The organism is Streptomyces sp. NPDC051567 (assembly GCF_044454165.1).
Lineage (GTDB): Bacteria > Actinomycetota > Actinomycetes > Streptomycetales > Streptomycetaceae > Streptomyces.
Map to the genome: position 1 here is coordinate 251713 of NZ_JBITDK010000003.1, position 19173 is coordinate 270885.

16 protein-coding genes and 3 tRNA genes are annotated in these 19173 nt (G+C 73.7%); 8 read left to right on the plus strand and 11 right to left on the minus strand.

Annotated features, from left to right (window positions below; all coding sequences use genetic code 11):
• Positions 1-2 precede the first annotated feature (2 nt).
• Positions 3-614 carry a bifunctional DNA primase/polymerase gene (locus ACIA5F_RS05310; RefSeq protein ID WP_399349330.1) on the plus strand — a complete coding sequence of 204 codons (612 nt, stop codon included), beginning with the start codon at positions 3-5 and terminating at the stop codon, positions 612-614.
• Positions 605-678 (plus strand) — tRNA-Lys (locus tag ACIA5F_RS05315). The genes ACIA5F_RS05310 and ACIA5F_RS05315 overlap by 10 nt, the downstream gene beginning before the upstream one ends.
• A 108-nt stretch (positions 679-786) precedes the next feature.
• Here the strand turns inward: ACIA5F_RS05315 and ACIA5F_RS05320 are convergent.
• Entirely contained in the window at positions 787-1980 is a 1194-nt protein-coding gene (locus tag ACIA5F_RS05320; protein ID WP_399349332.1) for a M6 family metalloprotease domain-containing protein, read from the minus strand.
• A 388-nt stretch (positions 1981-2368) separates the two neighbouring features.
• On the opposite strand from ACIA5F_RS05320, the gene ACIA5F_RS05325 reads away from it, so the two are divergent.
• Entirely contained in the window at positions 2369-4237 is a 1869-nt protein-coding gene (locus tag ACIA5F_RS05325) for a putative bifunctional diguanylate cyclase/phosphodiesterase (RefSeq protein WP_399349334.1), read from the plus strand.
• 48 nt (positions 4238-4285) lie between these two features.
• Here the strand turns inward: ACIA5F_RS05325 and ACIA5F_RS05330 are convergent, their stop codons facing one another.
• Positions 4286-5956, minus strand: a complete 1671-nt coding sequence (locus tag ACIA5F_RS05330; protein WP_399349336.1) for a glycosyl hydrolase family 18 protein — start codon at positions 5954-5956, stop codon at positions 4286-4288.
• A 239-nt stretch (positions 5957-6195) separates the two neighbouring features.
• A complete protein-coding gene (locus tag ACIA5F_RS05335; RefSeq protein WP_399349587.1) occupies positions 6196-7362 on the minus strand; it encodes an LLM class flavin-dependent oxidoreductase in 1167 nt (388 codons plus the stop codon).
• Between the two features lie 263 nt (positions 7363-7625).
• On the opposite strand from ACIA5F_RS05335, the gene ACIA5F_RS05340 reads away from it, so the two are divergent.
• Positions 7626-8384, plus strand: a complete 759-nt coding sequence (locus ACIA5F_RS05340) for an IclR family transcriptional regulator (protein ID WP_399349338.1) — start codon at positions 7626-7628, stop codon at positions 8382-8384.
• A gap of 120 nt (positions 8385-8504) precedes the next feature.
• On the opposite strand, the gene ACIA5F_RS05345 is transcribed toward ACIA5F_RS05340, so the two are convergent.
• The 4 genes from ACIA5F_RS05345 to ACIA5F_RS05360 all read right to left on the minus strand — a co-directional run bounded on the left by ACIA5F_RS05345 (position 8505) and on the right by ACIA5F_RS05360 (position 12578).
• Positions 8505-8578: transfer RNA gene (locus ACIA5F_RS05345), tRNA-Lys, on the minus strand.
• Positions 8579-8869: 291 nt separating this feature from the next.
• A complete protein-coding gene (locus ACIA5F_RS05350; RefSeq protein WP_399349589.1) occupies positions 8870-9463 on the minus strand; it encodes a lytic polysaccharide monooxygenase in 594 nt (197 codons plus the stop codon).
• A gap of 296 nt (positions 9464-9759) precedes the next feature.
• Positions 9760-11433, minus strand: a complete 1674-nt coding sequence (locus tag ACIA5F_RS05355; RefSeq protein ID WP_399349340.1) for an SPFH domain-containing protein — start codon at positions 11431-11433, stop codon at positions 9760-9762.
• An 11-nt stretch (positions 11434-11444) separates the two neighbouring features.
• On the minus strand, positions 11445-12578 hold the full coding sequence (locus ACIA5F_RS05360) for a peptidoglycan-binding protein (protein ID WP_399349591.1): 1134 nt from the start codon (positions 12576-12578) through the stop codon (positions 11445-11447).
• 233 nt (positions 12579-12811) lie between these two features.
• Here ACIA5F_RS05360 and ACIA5F_RS05365 point away from each other — a divergent pair.
• Positions 12812-12885, plus strand: a tRNA-Lys gene (locus ACIA5F_RS05365).
• A 100-nt stretch (positions 12886-12985) separates the two neighbouring features.
• Here ACIA5F_RS05365 and ACIA5F_RS05370 read toward each other — a convergent pair.
• The 4 genes from ACIA5F_RS05370 to ACIA5F_RS05385 form a co-directional block, all read right to left on the minus strand.
• The gene (locus ACIA5F_RS05370) at positions 12986-13645 is read right to left on the minus strand and encodes a class F sortase (RefSeq protein ID WP_399349342.1); all 660 of its coding nucleotides are present in this window, start codon (positions 13643-13645) and stop codon (positions 12986-12988) included.
• On the minus strand, positions 13642-14301 hold the full coding sequence (locus tag ACIA5F_RS05375) for a hypothetical protein (RefSeq protein WP_399349344.1): 660 nt from the start codon (positions 14299-14301) through the stop codon (positions 13642-13644). Before ACIA5F_RS05375 ends, ACIA5F_RS05370 begins: the two co-directional genes overlap by 4 nt.
• Positions 14302-14538: 237 nt before the next feature.
• Entirely contained in the window at positions 14539-15318 is a 780-nt protein-coding gene (locus ACIA5F_RS05380; RefSeq protein ID WP_399349346.1) for an HAD-IIA family hydrolase, read from the minus strand.
• Positions 15319-15507: 189 nt separating this feature from the next.
• A complete protein-coding gene (locus ACIA5F_RS05385) occupies positions 15508-16344 on the minus strand; it encodes a hypothetical protein (protein ID WP_399349348.1) in 837 nt (278 codons plus the stop codon).
• 372 nt (positions 16345-16716) lie between these two features.
• Between ACIA5F_RS05385 and ACIA5F_RS05390 the strand changes: the two genes are divergently transcribed.
• The 3 genes from ACIA5F_RS05390 (at position 16717) to ACIA5F_RS05400 (ending at position 19084) form a co-directional block, all read left to right on the plus strand.
• Entirely contained in the window at positions 16717-17847 is a 1131-nt protein-coding gene (locus ACIA5F_RS05390; RefSeq protein WP_399349350.1) for a Gfo/Idh/MocA family oxidoreductase, read from the plus strand.
• A gap of 148 nt (positions 17848-17995) precedes the next feature.
• Positions 17996-18292 (plus strand): hypothetical protein, encoded by a 297-nt coding sequence (locus ACIA5F_RS05395; protein WP_399349352.1) that lies wholly within the window; start codon positions 17996-17998, stop codon positions 18290-18292.
• A complete protein-coding gene (locus ACIA5F_RS05400) occupies positions 18293-19084 on the plus strand; it encodes an ALF repeat-containing protein (protein ID WP_399349354.1) in 792 nt (263 codons plus the stop codon).
• Positions 19085-19173: the final 89 nt, after the last annotated feature.

Sequence of the window (19173 nt, forward strand, 5' to 3'; positions counted from 1 at the left end):
CCATGACGACCCTGATGACGGCTCCCGGCTGCCCGGGACTCGACGTACGCAGCGCGCCCGCCACCCACGTCACCCCGCAGGGCGCCGCCTGGCTCGCCTCCGCCTCGGCCGACCCCCGGCGCGCCCTGGCGCTCTGGGGGGCCCGGCCGGGCGTGCCCGCCGTCCTGCCGTGCGGGAGCGTCTTCGACGTGGTCAACGCCCCGCTCGTCACCGGACGGCGCGTCCTGGACCTGCTGTGGGCCGAGGGCCCCGGCTCCGGTCCGGTCGCCGCCCACCGGGGCCGGCTGCTGCTCTTCGCCACCCCCGGCACCGCCCAGCGGCTTCCCGTCCTGCTGGCGTGGGAGGAGTGGGGAGGTTCCCGCACCGCCCCGGCGCCGCTGTGCCACGGCCGGGGCGACGCCGTCACCGTGCCGCCGCTCGCCGCGACGGCCGGACCCTCCCGCTGGCTCGTGGCCCCCGGCGCCCGGCAGCCCTGGCTGCCCGGACCCGACGCGCTGCTCTGGGCCCTCGTCCGGGCCGGGCGCGCCGACCGGCCCGGCACGGACCTGGGGATATCGATTTTTCCTTCCGGGGATTCGCCTGCTAATGTCTCCGATGTCAGCAGGCGCCGCTAGCTCAGTTGGTTAGAGCAGCTGACTCTTAATCAGCGGGTCCGGGGTTCGAGTCCCTGGCGGCGCACAGACGGAAGAAGGCCCCCACGCGAGTGGGGGCCTTCTTCGTGCGCCCGCGATCTCTTCGCGCGGTCCGCGACCGGCCCGGCCTCCGTCTTCGCCGCCCGGAAGGCCCTCAGCTCGTGATCTTCACCGTGTACGCGCCCGAGGGGGTGCGGTCCGCGACCTCGATCGTGATCCGCTCCCCCGGCACCGTGTACGCCTCGCCCACCTGTAGCGGCGCGTCCGCCAGCGGCGGGTAGACCGAGCGGCCCCAGCACGCCTCCGTGCCCGGGTGCCCGTCCAGCACCTCGACCGGGCCGCCGCCGGACGGCGCCTCGTTGCGGACCCGGTAGACGAGGACCCCTTCCGTGCAGGTGTCGCGGTCGTTGCCGGTGGAGCCGCGCGCCTCGACGGCGATCGCGCTGCCGGGTCCCGTACGGACCACCGCGAGCCGGGTCCCGCCCGTACCGCCGGGCGGCGGGGCCTGGGCCAGCGGCTGGATCGTGTGCAGGGAGGAGCCCGACTGCACGCAGTCCACCTGGGAGGCGTCCAGCCAGCCCAGTTTCCACTTGTGCCAGGCGAAGAAGTCGGGGGCCATCCCGAACTGGCTGCCCATGACGTCCCAGTCCCCGACGTACGTGTCCCAGTCGCCCTTGCCGTCCGCCGGGCGGTGGTAGAGGTCGGGGAGGTCGAAGACGTGGCCCGTCTCGTGGGCCAGGACGTTGCGGTCCGGCGGGTGGCGCTCGAAGACGGTGACGATCCGCCGCAGCTCCGCGCCGTCCGCGACGATCGGCCGGTCGAAGTTCACGACCTTCGTGGCGTCGGAGTCCACCCCGGGGGCGTCCGGGTCGGCGACGAAGTACACGACGTCGTACGCGCCGAAGTCCACGGCCGGGTCGGCGGCGGCGACCGCGTCCCGCAGGTAGGCCGCCCGGTCCTCGGGGGCCCAGTCGCGCTGCATCCGGTAGTCGGTGGAGGGCCTGGGCATCCGGACCCACCGCTTCTGCGGGTGCGGGACGAGGTGGAACCGGCCGTAGGAGGCGCGCTCGAAGAACTCGCCGGTGGCGGGGAAGTAGTCGGCGGTCAGCTCCGCCGGCGTGAGGGTGGTCCGGTGGTCGGGGAAGGAGAGGAAGACCATGACCGCGTCGAGGGTGCGCTCGGGCCTGGGGTAGGCGGTGTTCCAGGTGTCCAGGCCCAGGGAATGGTGCGCCGCCGTACGGGTCAGCGCGCAGGGTCCGGCCCCGGAATCGGCCACCGCGGGCCCCGCGACGAGCGACATGGCGGCGAGCGCCGTCAGGGAAGTGAGCACCGCCGCCGTACTTCGCATGTGGGAGCGGTCCACTCCCCCGGGTGTCTGCTGTCGCGGCACATCGACCTCCGGTGGTGGATTCGTAGCATCTCGTCCACCTTGAGGCGATTATCTTACTTATGCCCTGTTCCACTGCCCCGCACGGGTGAGCGGTACGGCAACCCGGTGACCCCGGAGCTTTACGCACTGCCCTACGGAACGTCACGAACGGTCACTGGAGATCAACAGATGACACCAGTCGCTCACACTCGCGCATAAACGGTCGTCCGGCCGGGGGCCGCACCCCCGTCAGCACGCCGAAGTCCCCCGCCCCGCACGGCGACGCCGCTGGATAGGGCCTCCCGTCAGCCTCTATGATCGGCACACTTTCCTGCACGGACACTCACGAGCACTGCGGGAGCCAACGGTGAGCGGAACCTCAGAGGAAATCGGTTCGGCGGCCCACAGCGTCCGGTCGGCCGTCACGGAACGTCACCCAGGAGTACCGGCCGCGCCGTCGCCCCCGCCACGCCGGGCCGAGTCCGAATCCCCCGACTACCGCGCCGCCTTCAACGCGGCCCACCTCGCCATGGCCGTCGTCGACCGCGAAGGACACGTCGTCGTCGCCAACCGGGCCCTCGCCGCGCTGCTCGGCACCGAGCCGCACGCGCTCGCCCGGCAGTCCGCCTCCGACCTGGTCGACCTGGCCGCGGAGGCCCGTACCTGGGCGGCCTACCAGGAGGTGCTGCTCGGGCGGCAGGCCCGGCTGCGCTGCACCCGCCGGCTCAAGCACCCCGACGGGCACTCGCTGTGGACCGAGGTGACGCTCGGCGCCGTCCCCGGGACCGCGAACGTGCTGCTGTCCGTCGCCGACATCACCGACCGGCGCGAGCTCCAGGCCCGGCTGCGCCACCTCCAGATGCACGACCCGGTGACCCGGCTGCCCAACCGGGCGCTCTTCTTCGAGCGGCTCTCCGCCGCCCTGGAGGCGTCCTCGTACCGGCACGGCGGCACCGGCCGGATCGGCCTGTGCTACCTGGACCTGGACGGGTTCAAGGCCGTCAACGACACCCTGGGCCACCGGGTCGGCGACCGGCTGCTGACCGCTGTGGGGGCCCGGCTGACCCAGTGCGCCGACCAGTACGGGTACGGGCGCACCGGAGGCCACCTGGTGGCGCGGCTCGGCGGTGACGAGTTCGCCCTGCTGGTCGAGGACTCCACCGGCACCGAGCAACTCGCCGACCTGGCCCGCAGCGTGCTGGCCGCCGTGCAGGAGCCGTTCGACCTGGCCGGGCAGCGGCTGTCGGTCTCCGCGTCGATCGGGGTGGTGGAGCGCGCCACGGCCGGGACCTCGGCGACCGGGCTGATGCAGGCCGCCGACACGACCCTGTACTGGGCCAAGGCGGACGGCAAGGCCCGCTGGACCCTCTTCGACCCGGAGCGCAACGCGCACCGCATGACCCGCCAGGCGCTCTCCTCGACGCTGCGCCCGGCCGTGGAGCGGGGCGAGTTCACGCTGGAGTACCAGCCGCTGGTGGACCTGGAGAGCGGGGCGGTGCGCGGGGTGGAGGCCCTGGTGCGCTGGAGCCATCCGCAGTTCGGCACGCTGGCGCCGAATCGGTTCATCGGCATCGCCGAGGAGGACGGTTCCATCGTGCAGCTGGGCCAGTGGGTGCTGCGGACCGCCTGCCGGCAGGCGCGGCGGTGGCAGATCGAGCAGCCCAGCGACGCCCCGGTCTTCGTGTCGGTCAACGTCGCGGTGCGGCAGGTGTGGGACTCGGACCTGGTGGGCGACGTCGCGGAGATCCTGGCCGAGACGGGTCTGGCGCCGCAACTGCTCCAGCTTGAGCTGACGGAGTCGGCGGTGATGGGCTCGGCGGGCCGGCCGCTCCAGGCCCTGCAGGCGCTGAGCGACATGGGGGTGCGCATCGCGATCGACGACTTCGGCACCGGGTACTCGAACCTGGCGTACCTGAGCCGGCTGCCGGTCTCGGTGCTCAAGCTGGACGGTTCCTTCGTGCGCGGCTTCCGCTACGAGGAGGGCGCCCATCCCAACCCGGCCGACGAGACGATCGTCGAGGCCCTGGTGCAGCTCGCGCACCGGCTGGGGCTGACGGTGACGGCGGAGTGCGTGGAGACCGCGGGCCAGGCGGCCCGGCTGCGCCGGGTGGGGTGCGACACGGGACAGGGCTGGCTCTACTCCCGCGCGGTGGCCCCGGAGGCCATCGCCGGCATGATCGGCCGGCAGGCCGCGGCCGGACGGCCGGACGGGCCCGCCCCGCACCCCCTCGTCTGACCGGAGGGGATGCGGGGCGGGCCGTGGCTCGGCGCAGGGTGGGGGGGATCAGCAAGCGCCGAGGTTCTTCCAGACTCCCCAGTCACCGGTGGTGCCGGGGGCCTCGTTCTGGGTCCACCACTGGGCCTTCCACCGCAGGCCGTTGTGCGCGGCCTCGCTGCCGGTGTTGTAGACCCCTCCCGCGACATACGCGGGGGTCGTGCCGCAGCCCGTGGGCGGGGTGGTCGGGGGCGGTGTGGTGGGCGGGGGCGTGGTCGGCGGCACGCTGGTCCCGCCGAGGGCGTCCGAGATCTGGTTCAGCAGGGTGGCGTTGGTGTCCAGGCCGAGGAGGGAGTACATCATCGCCCCGGCCAGGCCGCGCTGCTTGCCGTAGTCGACGCGGGCCTGGATCGACTTCTGGTCCAGGCCGGTGAAGAACTCGCCGTCCTTGTAGAAGTACGACGCCTTGGCCCGGTCGTCCCAGAAGGTGGTCGCCGGGTTGTCGACGATCCCGCCCAGCTCCTTGTAGTGGGCGATGCCGGGCTGCCGGCTGACGGGCCGGGCGGCGGAGGCGCCGGTCGCGGACTGGGCGAGGCCGTTGGTGGTGCCCGCCGGGACGCCCTTCCAGCCGCGGTAGTAGAACTCGTAGCCCAGGGTCAGCTTGTTCGCGGGGAAGCCGCCGGCGATCCCGTAGGCCGGGTTGCCGTCGATCCACGAGTCGATGGCGTTCTTGACGCTGTACTTCTCGGTGCCCGGGGCGACGGGGTCGGTCGGGTCGGCGGCCGAGGGGAGGAGCGGGGACTGGTGGTACGTCGGCCCGTTGCCGTTCCAGGCGCCGTGCATGTCGTACGTCATGATGTTCGCGTAGTCGAGGTACGCGCCGATCTTGTCCGTCTCGATGTGCTTGATCTTGTCCTGACCGGCCGGGAGCGCCGAGGTCAGCAGGTACTTCTTGCCGCCGTTGGCCTGGCCGTGGGCGTCGAGCTGCTCGCGGAACTCCTTGAGCAGGAGCGTGAAGTTCTGCTTGTCCTCGGGGGCGTGGTGGTTGCCCAGGTGGCCGCCGGAGGAGCCGGGGTACTCCCAGTCGACGTCGATGCCGTCGAAGACGCCCGCGGCCGTGCCGACGCCGCCGTAGCCGCCGTCGACCGGCAGGTTGCCCTTGATGTACTGGTCGATGCAGGAGGAGACGAGCTTCTTGCGGGAGGCGTCGGTCTTCGCCGCGTCGCTGAAGTACTTCGAGAACGTCCAGCCGCCGAGCGAGATGTTGATCTTCAGGTGGGGGTACTTGGCCTTCAGCTGCTTGAACTGGTTGAAGACGCCCACGATCGGCTGGTCCCACGTGTCGGCGACCCCGCTGACGCTGTCCGCCGCGCTGAAGGTCCGCTGGTAGTCGGCGTACGAGTCGCCCGCGCCGTCACCGGCGTCGGGGTTGTTGTCGTCGCCCGCCGCCTTGTTCGCCTCGAAACAGGTGAGGTTCGTGGGGTGGATGTTGCCGAACGAGTAGTTGATGACATCCAGCTTGCCCGCTATGCCCCGGGTGTCGAGATGCTTGGGGTAGAAGGCGTTCCCGTACACGCTCCACTGGTCGTAATAGGCGATCCGGACCCCTCCCGGAGCCGGGGCGGCGCCGACGGCGGGGGCGGCTGCCTGGGCCGTGCCGAGGCCCGCGAGGCCCGCCAGCGCTCCGGCGGCGAGCGCGGCAGTGGTGGCGGCGGCCACCAGGGGTTTACGGATGTGCATGAACTGCCTCCGGGGGGTGGGAGGGGGGAGCGGGAAGGCCGGGTGAGAGAAGGAATAGCGATCTCCGACACCCCGAGTCAATGGTTTGGACCAAAGAAGGACTAGACCACCCCGGCGCCAAATCCCCTTGTCAGAGACCTGAATCAACATCAGAAGTCGCTCGCCACCCCGGGTGACGAGCGACTTAAGGCTGCCTTGAGACAAACTTCCGCAAGGTTTCGGCAACAAACCTGCCGAACTCAGTTCACCTGAATTTTCTCCCTCTCGGACGGCTCCTCCGGCATCCCGTACGCATCTGCGACGAGTCCGTACGAACGCAACCGGGCCGCGCCGCTGTGCGCGTTGGCGGTCAGCATCAGCTCGTCGGCGCCCGTCCGCCGGGCCAGGCCGTCGAGTCCGGCGCGGACCTCGTCGGGGGTGCCGTGGACGATGGTGGCGAGCCAGCCGTCCACGAACTCCCGCTCCGGCGGGGAGTAGTCGTACGCCGCCGCCTCCTCCGGCGTGGGCACCAGCCCGGGGCGGCCCGCGCGCAGCCGCAGCATCGCCAGCGCGCCCGCCAGCACCTGGGCACGGGCCTCCTCGGCGGTGTCGGCGGCCAGGGCCGAGACCCCGATGACCGCGTACGGGGCGTCCAGGACGGCCGAGGGGCGGAAGCTGCGGCGGTAGAGGTCGAGCGCGGGCAGGGTGCCGGCCGCCGAGAAGTGGTGGGCGTAGGCGAAGGGCAGGCCGAGCTCACCGGCGAGCCGGGCGCTGAAGCCGGAGGACCCCAGCAGCCACAGCGGCGGCCGTCCGGCGGGGCCCTGCACCGGGCCCGGCACGGCGTGCACGCGGGCGTACGGGTGCCCGTCCGGGAAGTCGTCGTCGAGGAAGCGGGTGAGCTCCGCGAGCTGCCGGGGGAACTCCTCGGCGGCCTCGTCCAGGCGGCCGGGCCCGCGCAGCGCGGCGGCCGTGCGGCCGTCGGTGCCGGGGGCGCGGCCGAGCCCGAGGTCGATCCGCCCCGGGGCGAGCGCCTCCAGGGTCCCGAACTGCTCGGCGACGGCGAGCGGCGCGTGGTTGGGCAGCATGACCCCGCCCGAACCGAGCCGGATGCGGGAGGTGTGCGCGGCGAGGTGGGCCAGGATCACGGCCGGGGAGGAGCTGGCGACCCCGGGCATGGAGTGGTGCTCGGCGACCCAGTGGCGGTGGTACCCGCGGGACTCGGCGAGGCGGGCGATCTCCACGCTGGTGCGCAGGGAGTCGTGGGCGGTGGAGCCGCTGCCCACGGTGACCAGGTCCAGCACCGACAGCGGTACGGGCGCCCGGCCCCGGGCGGTGCCCCTGACCGGCCCGGCGTCGCGGTCCGGGCCCCGGCCGGGGCCGTGCGGGCCGGGGTCCGCGCCCGGCTCCCCGTGGCGGATCTCCGGCAGGTTCCCGTCCCCGGTGTCGCTCATGTCGCTCCCGTCTCGGTCCGGTGCCCGTCGGCACCGGTACGGAGCAGTCGAACCGCGCGGGGCCCCCGGGCATTCCCGGCGCAACCGGGACGGCCTGCGTGCCTGTGGCATATGCCAAGAGGGTAGATCCAGGCAGAGGGACATGATTGAGCCATCAATCTCCCCAACAGGCACTCCACTCGGCCCGCTTGATGGCTATCGTGACAGGGCAAGCGGTAACAACCTGGTAGGGGGAAACCGTGGCGCTGAAGCCCGAGCCGACCGCGCCGTTCCACTCGGTGCAGTACGCACTTCGCGTACTCGAAACGATCGCCCGGCACACCGGTGGTGTGACCGGGGCACAGATCGCGCGTGAGACCGGCCTGCCCACCGTCCATCTCGCCCCGATGCTGCTCATGCTGCGCCGGGAGGGGTACGTCCTGGAGGTGTCCGACGGCGCCTATTCCATAGGGGACTCGACGGTCCTGCTCAGCTCGGGCACCGACCGGCAGCAGGCCCTGACCGACAAGCTCCAGGAGACCCTGGACCGGCTGCGGGACTCGGTCGGCGCGGCGGTCTACATCAGCCGGTACGTGGACGGCGAGGTCAGGATCACGCAGTTCGCGGACAGCCCGCGCACCCCCAAGGTCCACGAGTGGGTCGACTTCCGCTCGGCGGCGCACGCCAGCGCGGTCGGCAAGTGTCTGCTGACCCAGCTCGACCAGAACGGCCGCCGCGACCACCTGGCCCGGCACAAGATCGCCCGGCTCACGTCGAAGACGATCGTGAACGAGCGCATCCTCTTCTCCAAGCTGGACAGCCAGCCCGCCACGGTTCCCGTGCTGGACCTCCAGGAGTACGCGGTGGGCACCGTCTGCGCGGCGGTCCCGATCACGGCCGGGGCCTCGGTGGGCTGCCTGGCCCTGTCGATGCCGGTCGAGCACGCGCACCGGCTGCGGGCCGCGGCGGACGTGCTGAACCGGAAGGCCGCTCCGCTGCTCCTGTCGCTCACCCTCTGAGCGCTCCGGTGGGCCCGCCGGGGCTCCTGGGGCGGCCAGCGCCCGGTCCCCGTGGCCGAAAAGTGTCCGGAAAACACTTCGGGCGGCTCCCGGTGAACCGGAAACCGCCCGAAGGACAGGTGCGCCGCCAGGGACTCGAACCCCGGACCCGCTGATTAAGAGTCAGCTGCTCTAACCAACTGAGCTAGCGGCGCCTGCTGACAGAGAAAATACTACCCGCTCGTCCGGGGTGCTCAAAACCGGCCCCGCACCCTCCCCCGCACCGGCCCCCGAAGCGCCCGGCCCGCAGGCGCGGGGAGGCGGGGACACGGGCGCCGGCCGGCGCGCGGGAGGCGGCGGGCCTGCCCGGGGCCGCGCCGGACGGGGCCGGTCCCGGTGACGGCGGCCCTGGCGGGGTCTCCGTCACCGGGCCGGAACCCGGGGGTGTCGCCGGACGGCGCTCCCCGGGTGCGGCTCCACCGGTGGGATCAGGTCTTCCGGCGGGGTCAGAACTTGACGTCGGAGCAGGAGTAGAAGGCCATCGGGGTGTCGTTGACCTGCCAGACGGCCAGGATCAGGTGGCGGCCGGTCTTGTTCCTCGGCATGGTGCCCTGGTGGACGGTGGTCATGTCGGGACGGGCACCGTTGTAGTTGACCGTCAGGAAGGGCTGCGGGTCCAGGGAGGCCCTGGTGAGGGGCTTGGTGGAGTCCCAGCCGTCCTTGGTGACGTAGTACTTGAAGTCGGTGGCGGAGTGGTTGGCGGTGAACTGCCAGCGGAAGCCGTAGCTCTGCCCGGCGGTGACCTGCGTGGCGGGCCAGGCGCCACCACGCGGGTCGTCGAGCTCGGCGAACGGGGCGTTGCCGCCGGCGCAGATCTTGCCGTCGGCGGGTCCGGCCGCCGGGAAGCCCTTGGTGCCCTCGGCGCTCTGCGGCTCCCACTGGATCTGTCCGCAGTTGGAGACGGTCTTGTTGGCACACAGCTTCTGGCGGCTGATCGGGCTGTCGGTGTAGCCGTGGCTGCTCGCCGCAGGGGCGCTGAGCAGGGTGAGACCGGCGACGACACCGACTCCGAGCGCGGCGGCGCCGGCTCGCTTGGGCATGCGGATGTTACGCATGTTGCTCCTTGAACGTGGGGGGAGTCCGGCAAGAGCGTGCGCACGTGTGGGGACGGCCTTCAGATTTCAGGTCTAGACCAAGTAACAGGTTATTGACGCAAGTTGGCCGTGTCTAGACCAATGGGAGAACGAATGGTCCGCCCCGTTCCGGCCACCCGTCTCCCTCGTCCCGGGCTCGTCCCGGACTCGCCCCCGGCTCCTGCCGCCCTCCTGCCCCCCGCGTGCCGGACCCGTCCGGGCCGTGCCCGGGCCCGGCGCGCCGGGGCGCGCGGCGCTCCCCGCTACTCGGCGCGGCCGGTGCAGAAGGCCATCGTCAGGTCTCTGACCAGGGCCTTTCGCTCGTGGTCATCGAGTTCCACGATCCCGCGCGAGGTCAGCCGGTGGACCGTGTCGTCGACGGCGTCGACCACCGAGGTCAGTACGGCGTCCCGGTACCCGGCGTCGATGGCCGCGACCCGGCGGCGGCACATCGCCTCGGCGACCTCGGGGGCGTACTCGATCCGGGTCGGCTGGGCCGAGAACACCTCGACGCCCACCGCCTCGGTCTCGGCGGCCAGCATCCGGGTCAGCGCGTCCCCCACGGCCTCCGCGTCGCGCAGGGTCGGGGCGTCCTCGTGGAAGGCGTCGGCGGGCAGCTGGGACAGGACGCGGGCCATGGCCGACTCGACCTGTTCGGCGAGGTACTCCGTGTGGTCCGCGACGGCGAGCGTGGCCCGCGCGGTGTCCTTGACCTGCCAGACGACCTGGACGACGACCCGCAGGGCGAGGCCCTCGCAGTCCACGGCGGGCATGGGCTCGCTGCGCCAGTGGCGCAGGCGGACATCGACGCGGCGGCGGAGCAGGAGCGGGCTGATCCAGGTCAGCCCGGTGCGCCGGACGGTCCCCCGGTACCGGCCGAAGAGGGTGAGCACCCAGGCGTGACCGGTACGGCTCCGGCCCAGTCCGCCGAGGGCGAGCAGCGCGGTGACGCCGAGGAGGGCGAGCGGGGGCCAGTCCGTGGCGCGCAGCCCCCGGTAGGCGGGCGGGGTCACGCCGAAGGCCGCCGCGAGGGGGGCGGGGACGGCCCCGGCGCGCCAGAGCAGGGCCGCGCACCCGGCGAGGGCGAGGGCGCCCGCCGCCACGGCGGCCCAGCCGGGCAGGACGGGACCGCGCCGCTCCCGGAGGCGGCCGTCGCCCCGGGGGACCCGGCGCCCGGGGACCGGCCGGGGGGCGGGCGGGGCCGCCCCGCGCGCCGGGGCCGGGACAGGGGCCGGGGCGGCCGGGGGCGCGGGCCGCCCCCGGAACGGCAGGTGCGCCGGGACCTCGTCCACGGCGCTCCCCCGCGCCCCCGGCCCGCCCGGGTGGGCCGGGCCGACGGGCAGGGGGCGGACGGGGAAGGGGTGCGCGGGGAACGGCCCGGCGGGGAGCGGGGCCGTCAGGAGGTGGCCGGTGGCGCGCAGACCGACGGCGAGACCGTCCGCCGTGCGGGGGCCGCCCCGGGGAAGGAGGGGAAGGAGCTGGGTCTCCTCCATCCCCCGGGCCACCGCGCGCGCGACGGTCCCGGCCACCCCGGGGCCGGGCACCCCGGCGGGCGCGGGGTGGGCCGACGCGTCGTGCGGGTGCGGGAGTTCCGGAGGTGGTACGGGGAGCGCCGGGCCGGACTCCGAGGGGGACGCCCCGGCCCCGACTGCGCCCCCGGCCCCGGCAGCCCCCGTCGGCACGGGCACGGGTGCGGGTACGAGGACGAGCACGGACGCGGGCTGGGTGCGGGCGGCCGGGACGTCGCCGCGGGCCGCGGCCTCCTCGGGCGGGGCGGCCGGGGCGGGTTCCGCGTACGGCACGGCCAGGGGCCAGGGCGGGCGGACCGGGCGCGGCGCGGGGGCGACAGCGGCAGCGGGTGCGGATGCAGGTGCGAGGGTCAGGGCCGGGGGGACAGGGAAGGTGCCCGTGGTCGAGGTGGTGCGGGTGGGGTACATCGTTACCTCCGTCATGCGAACAGCCGGCGCCAGGTTTCCGGCCCCGGATAGCCGTCGGCCGAGGCCCCGCTCCAGCCCTGGGCCCGCTGGAACGCCTCGACCGAACGGCGGTCGGCCTCGCTCCAGCGGGGCCCGGGACCGGCCGGGCCGTACGCGCCGAAGCCCTTCTCCACCAGCCGGCGGCCGAGGGCGGTGACGGCCGGGTGCGAGGTGCCCGGCCGGAAGACGTCGCCCGGGTAGGCGCCCACCACCAGGGCGGACCCCGCCCCGGGACCGGCCGCCACCGGGCTCACGGGTCCGGAGCCGGACTCCGGCGGCTCCCCGCCCGGCCCTGCCCCCGGCTCCGTTCCCGGTTCTGTTCCTGGTTCTGCCCCCGGTTCTGTTCCCGGTTCCGCGTCCGGGTGCTGCGGGCCGATCCCGCCGGTGACCCCGTTGAACCGGTACGGCACGTACTTCCCGGCGTTCTCCCAGTAGCCGTAGGGCGTCGTCTGCTTGCGGGTCGACGGCCGCGTCTGCTCGTAGGCCAGGTAGTGGGTCCGCGTCTCGTCCACCCAGCCGCCGAAGAGCGTGACGTGCGAGCCCTTGTTCGGGTCCGCCGGGTTGTGGAAGAGGAGCATGTCCCCCGGCAGCAGTTCGTCCTTGGTGATGCGGGTGGCGAAGGTGTCCAGGCTGCCGGTCCACTCGTTCGTCCCGAGGTTCCAGGCCATCGAGACGTAACCCGAGCAGTCCTGCCGGTATCCGTCCCGCCAGTACGCGGACATGCTGTACGGGACCTTCGCCTCCAGCCACCGCTTGGCCCGGTTGACGATCGTCGCCCGGTCGGTCCGCGGCACGGCGGCGGGCGCGCCGGGCCGGCCGCCCTTGGGGCCGTGCAGCGGGGCCCGGCCGCCCTGCGGGGAGCCCGGGTCGTCCAGGGCGACCGGGCCCGGGACCGGGGTGGGCGTCGCCACCGCGACCGGGCCGCCGGAGAGGACCACGCCCGCCGCGGCGGCCAGGACCAGCGCCCTGCGGACGCCGCGCGCGGCGGGATGGCCACCGTCGCGCAGCGGTACGGCCCGCCCGCGGGCGAGGGCGCGGCGGCGGACGCATCCCCGGCACGCGCAGTCGCCCGCGGGCTCGTACTCCTCGAAGACCGGCATCTGCATCGGCGTCGGCATTGGCATCTGCACGCGCACCGGAGGCTGGGTCGTCATGCGGTTCCGTCCACTCCCCTGCTCGTCCACTGGTCGGGCGGACCGCATCTGGCGGGGTGTCAGATCCGGAACGACCCAGACATATCGTGCACGACAAACCCCATAAACATGGGTTAATCGGATAAGGTGGGCGTGGCTGGTCGTGAGCACCGGAAGAGGTGGGGTAGAGTTTTCCCTGTCACCAAGCGCCGCTAGCTCAGTTGGTTAGAGCAGCTGACTCTTAATCAGCGGGTCCGGGGTTCGAGTCCCTGGCGGCGCACAGACGGAAGAAGGCCCCCACGCGAGTGGGGGCCTTCTTCGTGCGTCGTCCTGCTGCTGATTTACTGCCGCCCTGCTGCTGATCTGCTGCTGTCCGGCCGCTACACCGCCGCGCCCGGTCCTCCGGCCTCGCCCGTCAGGTAGGCCGAGACCACCACGTTCGCCGTGTACTCCTTGGCCGCCTTGTCGTACTCGCCCCCGCAGGTCACCAGCCGCAGCTCGGCCCGGCCCGCGACCCGCTGGCCGTACGCCTTGTGCGCGTCGAAGGCCGCCCGCTCGAAGATCCGTACGTCCTCGACCGTGAACTCAGCGACGGAGCCGTCGGCCCGCGCCACCCGCACCTTGTCGCCCGGCTGCGCCGTGCTGAGGCCGTAGAACACGGCGGGCTTGGACGCGGTGTCCACGTGCCCCACCATCAGGGCGGTCCCGGCCGCGCCCGGCGCCGTGCCCGCGCCCCACCAGCCCACCGTCCCCGGGCTCTCGTACGGCGGCGGCTCGATCGCACCGTCCTTGTCCAGGCCCCGGGGGACCACCGGGGCCCGTACTCCTATCGACGGCACCTCCACCCGCTGGGGCAGGGCCCCCGACAGCGGGGCGTGCGCGGCCGGCAGGCCGGGGACCGCCGCCCCGCCCGCCGGACCGGCGAGCGGGGCGGGCATCCCGGTGATCTCCCGGCCCCACAGCCACAGGCCCAGGACCAGCACCGACCAGGCGGCGAAGGTCAGCAGCCGACCGCCGCCGGACGCCTTCGCCTCGTTCACCGGCCGCTGCGGCGGCGGCGCAGGACCAGGGCCCGGCCGGCGACGGCCAGGGCGGCCGTCGCGGCGAGGGCGGCGGCGATCACCGTGTGCGGCACCCCCGGACCCTCGCCCTCGGGGCTCTTCTTCGTCGCCGCGGCCAGCCTGGTCGTCTCGGCGACCTCGGCGGACATGCCGCCGCCGCCCGCGTGGACCGGCCAGAACGGCGAGGGGTGGTGGCCGGGCCGGTGGTGGGCGATCTCGACGGAACCGCTGATCTTGTCGTCACGGCCGTCACAGGCGACCCGTACGGTGTGCCAGCCCGGCTGGGCGTGCGAGGCGATCCGCGCCTCACCGAAGAGCGGGCCGCGACCACCGTCGCCACGGCCGCCGTCACCGCGGCCACCGTCACCGCGGCCGCCGTCGTGCCGGCCGCCGTCGTGGCCGGACAGCTCGACCTCGTGCGTGAAGACGGGGGACCTGGCGACCCCTCTGTTGCCGTGGCAGCCGTGGACGCGCAGCTTGACGTGCGCACCGGGGTGGGCCGGACTGGGCTCGACCGAGACGCTCCCGCCGCGGAAGTCCTCGTTGGCGAGGGCGGTGGGGGCGGTCACGACGGAGAAAGCGGTCAGGGCGACGGCCACCCCGGTGGTACGGAGAGCGATCAGGGCACTGCGCATGGTGAACCTCCTCACAAGGAGACTCACGCGCGGCGGGCCGCCCCGCATCCGGAGCGGCGCCCCCTTGGCCCGTACGTGTCGGAGATCCACCATTGGCCCGGTATGTCGCCACCGTGCCCGGCCGGTCCGCGTGGTAGGCCGTGGCGCGGCGGACACCCCGTGCGGGCCAGGCCGTACGGACGGGGGCGAGGCGGTACGGGCCCTGCGGCCCGGCTTACGGGTGGGTGGGCGGGCGGGTCAGACGAGGTCGACGAGGTCCGCGATCGAGTCGACCGTGTGCGTCGGGCGGTACGGGAACTTCTCGGTGTCCGCCGCCGAGGTCAGGCCCGTCAGGACGAGGTAGGTCCGCATCCCCGCCTCCAGCCCGGCCAGTACGTCGGTGTCCATCCGGTCGCCGATCATCGCGCTGGTCTCGGAGTGCGCGCCGATCGCGTTCAGCCCGGTCCGCATCATCAGCGGGTTGGGCTTGCCCGCGAAATACGGCTTCTTGCCGGTGGCCTTGGTGATCAGCGCGGCGACGGCGCCGGTGGCCGGGAGCGGGCCCTCGGTGGAGGGGCCGGTCTCGTCGGGGTTGGTGCAGATGAAGCGGGCGCCCGCGTTGATCAGCCGGACCGCCTTGGTCATCGCCTCGAAGCTGTACGTCCGGGTCTCGCCCAGGACCACGTAGTCGGGCTCGTGGTCGGTCAGGATATAGCCGATGTCGTGCAGGGCGGTGGTCAGGCCCGCCTCGCCGATGACGTACGCCGTGCCCCCCGGGCGCTGGGCGTCGAGGAACTTCGCGGTGGCCAGGGCCGAGGTCCAGATGTTCTCGACGGGGACGTCGAGGCCCATGCGGCTGAGGCGGGCCTGGAGGTCGCGCGGGGTGTAGATGGAGTTGTTGGTCAGCAGCAGGAAGGGCTTGCCGGATTCGCGCAGCCGCTTGATGAAGGCATCGGCGCCGGGGATCGGGGTGCCCTCGTGGATGAGGACCCCGTCCATGTCGGTGAGCCAGGATTCGATCGGCTTGCGCTCTGCCACTGGACTGTTCTCCGCTCTCGGTGGCGTCTGACCTCGGTGACCTCTGGTCTCTACCACCTCCACCCTAGCCGGGCCGGACCACGGACGCGTTCGGCGTCCACGGCCCGGACCAGGGACGGAGCCGGGACGGGGTGGGGGCGGGGTGGGGGTGCGGCGACGCGGTGGGGCGGGGGCGCGGTGGGGGCCGGGTCAGCGGGTGGTGGTGCGCAGCCGGCGGGCTCCCAGCAGGAGTCCGGCGCCGGTGGCGAGGGCGGCCACGGAACCGGCCCCGTACGCCACTTCGCGCGGGCCGGTACGGGCCAGGGCCCCGGCTCCGGCCCTGGCTCCGGCTCCGGCGGAGTCCGCCGGGCCCTTGACGGAGAACCGGTAGCCGCCGGACTCGCCGACCCAGTCGCCGTCCGCCCCCTTGCGCTGGACGAGGGCGGCGTCGGCGACGACCTCGCCGTGCGGGGCGTCGGCGGCGAAGGCGAGCCCGACCTTGACGGTCAGGGAGCCGCCGGGGCCGACGGAGAAGCCGGGGAAGGCGTCGCCGCCGTCGAAGACGGCGATGATCTCGTCGCGGTCGGTCCGCTCCAGGCCGGCCGGGAACGGCCCGCCGGGCGCCGCGAACTCCATCCGGAGGTGGGCGGGGCGCAGGGCGCGGGCCCGGTCGGTGAGGACGACGACCGGGTGGACGGCCGTGCAACGGGAGTTCGTGGTGTTGACCAGGTCCAGGTACCAGGTCTGCGGGCTGTCGCCGGTCCGGTACACGGCCGGACCGCCCCGGATGCGCGCCCCGATGGGGAACTCGGTGCTCTTCCCGTCCCCGCAGGTGGCCTGGGCGCGGGAGGGCAGCGCGGGCGCGGGACGGCCGCCGCCCCCGTTCGCGGTGTCCGCGACGGCGGCCGGGGCGGCAGCCTGTGCGGCGACGGCGGCCGGTGCGGCGAGAGCGACCGGTGCGGCGAGAGCGACCGGGGCGGCGAGAGCGGCCGGTGCGGCGAGGGCGACCAGGACGGCGGAGAGGGCAAGGGCTTTGCGCAGTCGCATGGAAGACCTTCGTGCTCGCCGGACGGGACGATGGTCGGACCAGGTGACAATCCTCCCGGCCCTGCCCGCACCCTGCCAGGCCCCCGCGCCCCGTCCCGACCGCCACGCCCGGCGCACCCCGGTTCACACCCGGACGGCGGAGGGGCGGCGACCCGTACGACAGCCTGGGCGGCCGTCCCCGGGCAGCCGTACGGGTGGCCGTCCCCGTATGACCGTACGGGCGGCTGTACGGGCGACCGCCCGTACGTGCGTGCGGCGCTCCGGGCGGCCTCCGTGACCGGCCCGCTCCGCGCGGCCATGCAGCCGCGCAGCCGCGCAGCCGCGCCGTGATCTTGCTGGCACTTGGGCAACGCTGTTGCCAAAGTGGTCGCCATGAACGCCACCGCCTCCGCCGCCCCGCTCCGCGTCGGCCTCATCGGCTACGGACTCGCCGGTTCCGTCTTCCACGCGCCCCTTGTCTCCGCCACCGACGGGCTCGTCCTCGACACCGTCGTCACCTCCGACCCCGGCCGGCAGGCACGGGCCCGCGAGGCGTACCCGGGCATCCGGATCGCCACCGGGGCCGAGGAGCTATGGAGCCGCGCGGCCGGGCCGGACGCCCTCGGCCTCGTCGTGATCGCCTCCCCCAACAAGACCCACGTCCCGCTCGCCACCGCCGCTCTCGCCGCCGGAATCCCGGTGGTCGTGGACAAGCCGCTCGCCGCCACCGCCGCCGAGGCCCGCGCACTCGCCGCCCGTGCGGACCGGGGCGACCGGGGCGCGACCTTCCTCTCCGTCTTCCAGAACCGCCGCTGGGACAACGACTTCCTCACCCTGCGCCGCCTCCTCGCCGACGGCGACCTCGGCGAGATCCTGCGCTTCGAGTCCCGCTTCGAGCGCTGGCGCCCGCAGCCGAAGGGCGGCTGGCGCGAGTCCGGGGCCCCGGAGGAGATCGGCGGCCTGCTGTACGACCTCGGCAGCCACCTCGTCGACCAGGCCCTGGTGCTGTTCGGCCCGGCCGTACGGGTCTACGCGGAGGTCGACGTCCGCCGCCCGGGGGCCGAGGCCGACGACGACACCTTCATCGCCGTCACCCACGCGAACGGGGTCCGCTCCCACCTCCACGTCAGCGCGGCCACCGCCCAGCTCGGCCCGCGCTTTCGCGTCCTGGGTTCCCGGGCGGGGTACGTCAAGTACGGCCTCGACCCCCAGGAGGCCGCCCTGCGCGAGGGGCTGCGGCCGACGGTGGACACGCCGTGGGGCGAGGAACCCGAGCCCCAGTGGGGCCGGCTGGGCTCCGGCGAGTCCCCGCTGACCGGTGGCGGAGCCCCCGTACGGACCGTTCCGGGCGACTACCCGGCGTACTACGCGGCGGTGGCCGCCGCCCTGCGCGAGGGCGGCCCGGCGCCGGTCACGGCATGGGAGGCCGCGCACTGTCTCGACGTCCTGGAGGCCGCGCGCAGGTCGTCCCGGGACGGGGTGACGGTCACTCTGGACGCTCTCCCTCATGGGGCGTTGGCGTAAGGGGGGGGGAAGAGCCTCGGCTGCGGGGTTCCGCGCCGGACGGAAGCGCCAAAAACTGGCGGTTCGGCGGCTGGAAACGATCCATTCTGCACAGATTGCCGATCATCACGTCCGTGAAGCGATCACCCTTGTGAGGAATGGAAAACCTGTGAAGCTCTCCCGCATCGCGTCGGCCATCGCCGTCGCCGCGATGGCCCCGGCCGTCATGCTCTCCTCGCCGGCCTTCGCCGCCGACGCCGCGTCCCCGTCCACGCCCTCGGCGCCGACCGTTCCCGACCAGGGTTCCGAGGGCGACAAGCCCACCGGTGACGCGGGGCAGACGCCCGCCGAGGACTCCCAGGCCACGAAGGACCGGGCCGCGATCCAGGCGATCCTGACCGACCCGGCGAGCGGGCCCGGCGTGCGCGAGGCGGCCGAGAAGGCCCTCAAGGGGACGGCCGCGTAGATGCGGAACTTCCTCGAAGTCGAGCGGGCGGAGCAGCAGTTCGTGGACGACCAGGTGCGGGTCTCCCAGATCATCAACGCCGGTGGTCCGGGTGTGCGGGAGGCGGGCAAGGCCGCCCTGAAGGCCGACACCCAGGCCGCGCTCACCGCGTTCCTCACGACCGGGCAGCACGCGGCCCGCGCCACGGACGACCGGGTCCTGGTGTTCACGCTGCTCAACCAGGCGGGGCCGGAGATGAAGGAAGCCATCCTCACGTTCCTCGACTCGAACCCGACCCCCGCCGAGCTGCGCACCTTCGTCACGATCACGCAGCACGAGCTGCGCGACCTCGACAACAGCATCCTGATCTCGTCGATGCTGGGCAACGCCGGTCCGGAGCTGAAGAAGGCCGCCATGGCCGCGATCAAGGGCACGCCCGCGGAGCGCGCCGAGTTCCTCAAGACCGGGCAGCACGAGGCGCGCGCCAAGGACAAGGAAGCCAAGGAGGCCGAGGAGAAGGCCGCCAAGGACAAGGAGACCGGCGGCCAGACCGGTACGCCGGGAACGGGCACGGACGGCTCCGGCAGCACGGGCGGGAACGGCACGGCGACCGACAGCACCACCAGTAACGGCGGCACCACCGGTAACAGCGGTAACGGCAACGTGGTCCCGACGGGTGGTTCCGGCCCGCTCGCGAACACCGGAGCCGGGTCCGAGAACGCCTGGATCGCGGGCGGCGCCGCCGCCGCGCTCGCCGCAGGCGCCGGCCTGGTGCTCACCAACCGCCGCCGCCGGATGTCGGCCGAGGGCTGAGGAGCTGAGGCCGGGGGCTGAGGCCCGGGGCCATGGGTCGTGGTCCGGGTGGCAGCTCCACCCGCCCCACGGCCCACCCCGGCCCACCC